At 60.3% G+C, this 7,126-nt stretch carries 7 protein-coding genes and 1 pseudogene; 1 reads left to right on the forward strand and 7 read right to left on the reverse strand.

Annotated elements, in window-relative coordinates; translation table 11 throughout:
- The 7 genes and pseudogenes from AC1DUU_RS18820 to AC1DUU_RS18850 all read right to left on the reverse strand — a co-directional run.
- Nucleotides 1-135 (reverse strand): annotated as a pseudogene (locus tag AC1DUU_RS18820) (Re/Si-specific NAD(P)(+) transhydrogenase subunit alpha); the annotation flags it as partial.
- 114 nt (nucleotides 136-249) lie between these two features.
- Nucleotides 250-1,050, reverse strand: a complete 801-nt coding sequence (locus AC1DUU_RS18825; RefSeq protein WP_476784923.1) for an ABC transporter ATP-binding protein — start codon at nucleotides 1,048-1,050, stop codon at nucleotides 250-252.
- A 51-nt stretch (nucleotides 1,051-1,101) separates the two neighbouring features.
- Nucleotides 1,102-1,878, reverse strand: coding sequence for an ABC transporter permease (locus AC1DUU_RS18830; protein WP_476784924.1), 777 nt, complete (start codon nucleotides 1,876-1,878; stop codon nucleotides 1,102-1,104).
- 64 nt (nucleotides 1,879-1,942) lie between these two features.
- Nucleotides 1,943-2,935 carry an ABC transporter substrate-binding protein gene (locus tag AC1DUU_RS18835; RefSeq protein ID WP_476784925.1) on the reverse strand — a complete coding sequence of 331 codons (993 nt, stop codon included), beginning with the start codon at nucleotides 2,933-2,935 and terminating at the stop codon, nucleotides 1,943-1,945.
- 355 nt (nucleotides 2,936-3,290) lie between these two features.
- Nucleotides 3,291-4,289, reverse strand: a complete 999-nt coding sequence (locus AC1DUU_RS18840) for a CobW family GTP-binding protein (RefSeq protein ID WP_476784926.1) — start codon at nucleotides 4,287-4,289, stop codon at nucleotides 3,291-3,293.
- 2 nt (nucleotides 4,290-4,291) lie between these two features.
- Nucleotides 4,292-4,759 carry a RidA family protein gene (locus AC1DUU_RS18845; RefSeq protein ID WP_476784927.1) on the reverse strand — a complete coding sequence of 156 codons (468 nt, stop codon included), beginning with the start codon at nucleotides 4,757-4,759 and terminating at the stop codon, nucleotides 4,292-4,294.
- 24 nt (nucleotides 4,760-4,783) lie between these two features.
- The gene (locus AC1DUU_RS18850) at nucleotides 4,784-5,524 is read right to left on the reverse strand and encodes a GntR family transcriptional regulator (protein ID WP_476784928.1); all 741 of its coding nucleotides are present in this window, start codon (nucleotides 5,522-5,524) and stop codon (nucleotides 4,784-4,786) included.
- Between the two features lie 295 nt (nucleotides 5,525-5,819).
- On the opposite strand from AC1DUU_RS18850, the gene AC1DUU_RS18855 reads away from it, so the two are divergent.
- Nucleotides 5,820-7,126 (forward strand): cytosine deaminase (locus tag AC1DUU_RS18855; RefSeq protein WP_476784929.1); only part of this gene is annotated, 1,307 nt, incomplete at its 3' end.

Raw genomic sequence — 7,126 nt, forward strand, 5'->3', positions numbered from 1 at the left:
CGACAAGGTCCCTGCCCCTGTCTCGACAACCACGTCAAAACCAAGCCCCACCAGGCGTTTCACCGTATCCGGCGAAGCCCCAACACGGGTTTCAATCAACTCAAGCTCTTTGGGGATGAAAATGGTTCCGGACATCCGGGCTCTCCGCGCAAATGTTCGTCCGCCGGGAAGTTTCCCGGCGGCGCTCATGCCGTTATTGTCGTAATTGCCGATAGGCGGATCGGCTGAACCGACTAGGGGGCCAACCCGCTAGTGGGCGACAAGAATGCCCTTGGCCTCGAAGATCGCCCGGATCTGCCGGACATAGCCGTGATAGTCCTTGTCCTCGTGGGTCTTGCTCCACTGGCGCGGGCGCGGCAGGTCGATCTTGAGATCGAGGTCGATGCGGCCGGGGCGCGGCGACATCACCAGCACGCGGTCGGCGAGAAACACTGCCTCGTCGATGCCATGGGTGATAAACAGCACTGTGTTGCGCAAGCGAAGCCACATCGACTGCAGATCCATGATCATCTGTTCGCGCGTCAGCGCGTCAAGCGCGCCAAAAGGCTCGTCCATCAGCAGCAAGCCGGGCTCTTGGATCAGCGCACGGCAGATCGCCACGCGCTGGCGCATGCCACCCGAGAGCTCGGACGGAAACTTGTTGCCGAACCCGTCAAGCCCGACCTGGGCCAGCAATTCTTCGGCTCGAGGCCTGTATTTTGCCACGTCGAGCTTTTTGATCTCGATCGGCAGCAGGATGTTGTCGAGCACAGAGCGCCAATAGAGCAACAGATCCGATTGGAACACGACGCCGGTTTTCGGATGCGGCTTGCTGACGCCGTCGCCGTCGATGGCGATGCTGCCGGTCGAGGCAGGCGTCAGGCCGGCAAGAAGCGAAAGCAGCGTGCTCTTGCCGCAACCGCTGGGCCCGACGACGGCAACGAAGCTGCCGGGCTCGATCTTGAGATCAATCTTGTCGAGAGCGAGGACGTCATCGTCCTCACGTGTCTTGTAGATCTTGGAAAGCCGGGAAATGTCGACCGCCGCGCCCATCTGGGTAGTGGCACTCATGGGATTGCCTCACTGAACCTGTTTTCGTTGTCGGCTGCTCCGGCAGCCGGCTTATTTGGCGGAGTCGCGCTTGTAGGTAACTCGGCTCTCGATGGTATCGATGATGAAATAGAGCATCACACCAAGTCCGGAGATCGTGACCACGGTGGCGAAATTGAGCGTTGTGTCGAACTGCGAGTTGGCCTGGAGTTGCAGGTAACCAAGGCCGCGTTCGGCAGCAACATACTCGCCGATGACTGCACCGATGACGGCGAGCGACACCGCCACCTTGAAGCCACCGAAGATATTGGGCAGTGCCGCCGGCAGACGGACCTTGAAGAAGGTCTGCCATTCGCTTGCCCCCATCGAACGGACGAGATTGACCAGGTTTTTGTCCAGCGATTGCAAGCCGACCACCGTCGAGATGACGATCGGGAAGAACGAGATCAGGAAAGCCAGCGTGATCTTGGGCGCCCACCCGTAGCCGAGATACAGCACCAGCAGCGGCGCAAGTGCGACCTTCGGCACCGTCTGCAGGGCGACCAGGATCGGATAGATGGCGCGTTCGAAGGCCCTGGAATAGAAGATCGACAGCGCCAGGGGGACGCCGACCAGTACCCCCAGGGCAAAGCCGGCGACAACTTCGAAAAGCGTCACATAGCCATGGGAGGCGAGCAGCGGCAGTTCGTTGACGATCCGCGTGGCGATAGCCAGCGGGGTCGGCAGAACGAACTCCGAGAGCCCCGACCAAGGAACCAGAATCTGCCAAGCGCCAAGCAGCACGATCGCGAGGATAAGCGCCGAGTAGCGCTCCAACCAAGGCCCACGCGATTTCTTCTTGCTGCTCATATTCTTGCCTTGCTTCTTCTGCGCCTGACCGGCGCCGATTACATCCGTGCTCGCCACCGTAGCCTCACTGCGTCAGAAGTTCATTGGTATAAAAGGTCGAGATGGGCTTCGGTTCGCCGATATCGTCGACGCTACCGATCAGCTTGAGCGCATCGGCAATCGTCTTTTCATCGACCCATCCTAGAGGTTTGCCTGTCGCTGCCGGAATGGATTTTGAAGTCGCCTCGATCTGCTCGCGGACAACCTTGTCGGATGGCCCAGCCTGCCATACCGCCTTCAATGCGGCGGTTGCGGCTGCAGGATCACTGCGCGACATTTCGATTGCTTTGCTTGTGACAGAAAGGAAACTGCGAAGCGCGTCGCCCTTCTTCTCTACACCGTCGGCGCTAGCGACAACCGCTAGTCCAGGGACAGCAAGGCCAAACTCCTCCATGTCAAGGACAGCGAAATTGGTGGAAGTCTTGTCTATAAGAACGGGAAGATCGCTTGTTCGGTACACGCCAACCACATCGACCTTCTTCTGCACGAACTGCGGAATGCGGGTCTGACTGTCCATCTGGATCTTGTTGATCTTCGTGCAGTCGATTTTATTCTGACTGCAGAAAACCCCCATATATGCCGTTGAGGTCTCGCCTATCGAGCTGGCGATAGACTTTCCTTCGAGATCKCTTGGTTTTACGACCGGATTGTCGGGATGCGATATCAAGACGACGGGTGCGGCCGGCTGGTAAAGAGAAATAATCTTGACTGGCATACCCTTTTGGATCGCCGTAATCGCAAATATTCCAGGAACCACTGCAAGGTCTTCCTGGCCTTGGAGAAGGGCTGCGAGGRCCGCCTGGGCACCGGCGCCTTCGCCGAGCGTCACGGTGAGGCCAGCGTCCTTGTAGAGCCCCTTTTCTTGACCTAGGTAGAAGAAGCCGTATTCCCCCTTCAGCTTCCAGCTGAAGCGCAGATTTACGTCCTCGGCCATGGCGCCCTGAGTTGACAGAACCGTGGTGATGGCAGTCGCGGCAATGAGTGCTGCGCTGCGAATGAGACCTGTGGCGTACAACATTTCTCTCCTCCCTAACGAGCACCACGCGGGCGCCCCTATGGCCCGAAGGCCTGCCTCTCTCCCCCGAACAAGGCGTGACAACTCACGCTCTCAAACCTCATTCTTGATCTCATAGTGTGATCACAATTGACCTTTGTCAAGCGACGAATCTGCGCTTGCCTCTAACAAATGTCGGACCTCCCTGAGCGAGCGCCGCAACGACGAAACCTCTTAGGCAAGCATCGGAAATCGCAGCGGGTTTCGCCACGCGTCGTGACGTCGCGACCACGCCTTGGCCGGGCGCGGCCCGCCCTATCGCCATAGCCAACGCAAAAATGTTTGAACAAAAATCAGATGCCGACGAGGTTTCGGAGTGTCAGCGCGCCACGGCGAATGTGCTTGGCAGCGAGTTTTCGATCGCCGTGCGGCTCAGGTTGCGCGCGATGAAAACCAGCCATCCACGAGGCATGCCTTCGGGCCAATGCGGCAGATACTCCGGCGGATAAACGACGTGCTGGACGCCATGGATAACCACCGGTCGCGGGTCACCTGTGACCGCCAGCAGCCCCTTCACGCGCAGGATCGATTGCCCACGTCCGGCCAAAAGCAATTCCAGCCAGTCGACGAAGGCAGGCCAATCGACCTCCCTGTCGATCTCGACGGCGAAAGTCTCGATGCCGTCGCTGTGCTTGCCCGCCATCGGCGTATCGGCCATTTCGAAATGGCGCGGCTCCCAAGTCTCGTCATAGTCGAAGATGTCTCCCGCACGCGGCATGCTTGCGCGGCTGGAGACGAGCTGCCTGACCTGTGGGTTCACCTTGCCGACTTCCTGGCCAAGCGCATCGAGCCGCCAAGGGTCGACAAGCTCCGACTTGGTGATGACCACGCAATCGGCCAGCGCCACCTGCTGGACGGCTTCGGCGAAGTTACCGATGCTGTTGGCACCGCTGACGCCATCGACGGTCGCCACGATACTGCCCGCCCGATAGCCGCGACGGAGCTGCATATCGCTCATCACCGCCTGCATGATCGGCGCTGGATCGGCGAGGCCCGTGGTTTCAACCACGACCCGGCGGAAAGGCGCCACCTCGCCACGACGAACCATCGCCAGAAGGTCGGCCAAAGTGGAAACGAGATCATCGCGCACTGCACAGCACAGGCAGCCAGACGAAAGCAGCACCGCGTCTTCGGAAACTTCCCGCACCAGCAAATGATCGAGCCCGATTTCGCCGAACTCGTTGATGATCACCGCCGTGTCGGCAAGATCCGGCTCGCCGAGCAGATGCCTGAGAAAGGTGGTCTTGCCGCTTCCAAGGAAGCCGGTCAGAACATGGACCGGAATTCTTTCGTCAATCGTGGATGCGGCAGGCTGCACGGTCAGCTGACCTCGAAGATCGCGTCGATCTCGACGGGCACGTTGCGCGGCAGTGAATAGCAACCAACGGCAGCGCGGGCATGGCGCCCGGCCTCGCCGAACACTTCGACCATCAGGTCGGAGGCACCGTTGATGACCTTGGGGTGATCCTTGAAGTCGGGCTCGGCATTGACGAAGCCGCCAAGCCTGATGACGCCGACAACACGATCGRGGTCGCCATCAAGCGCTTGCTTGAGCTGGGCAAGGATGTTGACAGCGCAAAGGCGGGCGGCCGCCTGGCCTTCCTCAATGGAAAAATCCGAACCAAGCTTGCCGGTGTACTTGTCCTTGCCGGCCTCGCTCGGCACTTGGCCTGAAATGTAGACTTGGTTGCCCAGGCGGCGCGCCGGCACATAGTTGGCCAAGGGCGCTACGGTCGCGGGCAGGCTGATGCCCAGACGGACGAGATTCTGTTCAGCCTTACCGGCCATGGCGTATCCCCCCAGATCTTAATGTCAGTAGTCGAATTGAAGTTCCGGCCCCTGCGCGAAAGGCAGCTCGATGCCTTGCGAGCCGGCGACGCTGAGCAGCGCCTTGCAGGTGGTGCGGATGTCGTGGACGATGCCCTTCTTGGCAGCGTTGGCGTTGCCTTCCTTCAGCGCGCCAAGAATGTCTTCATGATCAGCGGCGTTCCACGGCATCGAAGGGATCAGCAGCGACATGTACATGGTCGGGCCGAACTGTAGCCACAGCGATTCGATCAGCGGCATCAGCACTTCAGAGTCGGCCGCTTCGTAGAGCGTAAAGTGAAATTTCTGGTTGAACGACAAGCAGTTCAGGATGTCGCGCTTGTCGATCGCCACAAGCAACTGCTTGTTGATCGAGGCGAGCTCGGTGATCAGCGTTGGCGTTGCCTTCTTGGCAGCCAGCTCGGCCGCCATACCTTCAAGCATCTCGCGCACGGCAAAGAGGTCGCTCAGCTTATCCGGGCTCAGCCGTGGCACGCGCACCGAACCGCCCTTGGTTTCCTCAAGCGCATTGGCAGCCACCAGACGGCTCAGGACCTCGCGCACAGGCATCGGGCTGGTGCCAAATCCGGCCGCCAGTTTGCGCAGGCTCATCACTTGGCCGGGCAGGAAAGCCCCAACCATGAGACCTCTGCGCATATAGCGCAGCACATGCTCATGGACATGCCCGCGTTCTTTCTTGGCGGGTTCCTTGCCGTCTTTGGCGCCGTCGATTTTGTCTATCCGCATTCCGCTTCTCCGCCTCTCGTCGGTGTCCTCAAGATTTGCGCTTTACGAGGAACGACGCCATGTTGCGATCTTGCCGCAGATATACGCCGACCGGGGGCAGAAGTTGACAGGCCGCAATCTGTGATCTCATATTGTGATCAATAAATGAACTTTCCCTGCACGGCAACCTTTAACTGCCGCCGATCGATGCGCAGCCAGGCACCAGATGCCGCAATCAACCGGTCTGCGCCCCTTGCGCAACTGACAACCCTCCCGCACGCGATCGCTGCGGCAATTGCTGAGGCCTCCGATGACCATGCCCGCTTTCGACCAGGCAACCTTGCGCGTCACAATTGCTGCGGCCGCGCTACGGGGACGATACGTGCTGCGCAACGTCCGTCTCAACAATGCCGTGATAAAAGCAAGTGCCATCGAAACCGCGTGTGCCGAGTTCTTTCTCGCCGACCTGACTGTAGAGCAAGGCAAGATATTGGCAACAACCCCAGCGGGTGATCCGGCCGGCTTCCACCTGGGCGGAACGGCGCAGATAGATTGCGGCGGCAGGGTTGTTTTGCCAGCCTTTGTCGATTGCCATACGCATCTCGACAAGGGCCACATCTTGCCCAGGACATCCGATGCCGACGGCACGTTCACTGGGGCATTGGCAGCCACAAAGGCCGATCGCGCGGCCAACTGGTCGGCTGATGACATCGCTCGGCGCATGGATTTCGCGCTGCGTTCGGCGCATCACCACGGTACCTCGGCCATCCGCACGCATCTTGATTCGCTGCCGCCGCAGGACGCCATCTCGTGGCCGGTCTTCGAGGAAATACGGGCCGAGTGGCGCGGCCGGATCGAGCTACAGGCTGCCTGCCTGTTCGGCATCGATTTCGCTCGCGACGAGGCATTCTTGAAAGGCATCGCCAAGCGCGTGGCAGCAGCTGGTGGCATTCTGGGTGCTGTCGCCTATCCCGCGCCAGATCTCGATGACCTTCTCGACAGCATGTTCGCAGCCGCCACCAAATACGGTCTCGACCTCGATTTCCACGCCGATGAGACCGCCGATCCATCCGCCGATGGGCTGCGCCGCATCGCCGAGGCAGCGCTACGGTCGCGCTTCGCAGGCAAGGTGCTCGTCGGCCACTGCTGCTCGCTCGCCATGCAGGACGACGCAAACATCGACGCGACGCTCGAGAAGGTCGCCGCCGCCGGTCTTTCGGTGGTGTCGCTGCCGACCTGCAATCTTTATCTCCAAGATCGACGGCATGACGGAACGACGCCAAGGTGGCGGGGCGTGACGCTGCTGCACGAGATGAAGCGGCGCGGGATCCCGGTGGCGCTTGCCTCTGACAATACGCGCGATCCGTTCCATTCCTATGGCGATCTCGACATGCTCGACACCTGGCGCCTGGGCACACGCGTGCTGCACCTCGACCATCCGGCAGGCGTTTGGCCAAAAACCGTGTCGGTAACACCTGCCGCGATCATGGGCCTCGACGACAAGGGCATGGTCGCCGAAGGACAGGTGGCCGATTTCATACTGTTCGAAGGCCGTTCGTGGTCGGAAGTGCTTTCGCGCCCGGAAAGCAATCGTATCGTTGTTCGCAGCGGCGCGCCGATTGC

The organism is Aminobacter sp. P4_H6_2, from assembly GCF_056400805.1.

Coding starts and splice junctions, on each gene's coding strand:
- AC1DUU_RS18830 (WP_476784924.1), bottom strand. CDS start 1,878: ATGAGCAGCAAGAAGAAATCGCGTGGGCCTTGGTTGGAGCGCTACTCG.
- AC1DUU_RS18850 (WP_476784928.1), bottom strand. CDS start 5,524: ATGCGGATAGACAAAATCGACGGCGCCAAAGACGGCAAGGAACCCGCC.
- AC1DUU_RS18825 (WP_476784923.1), bottom strand. CDS start 1,050: ATGAGTGCCACTACCCAGATGGGCGCGGCGGTCGACATTTCCCGGCTT.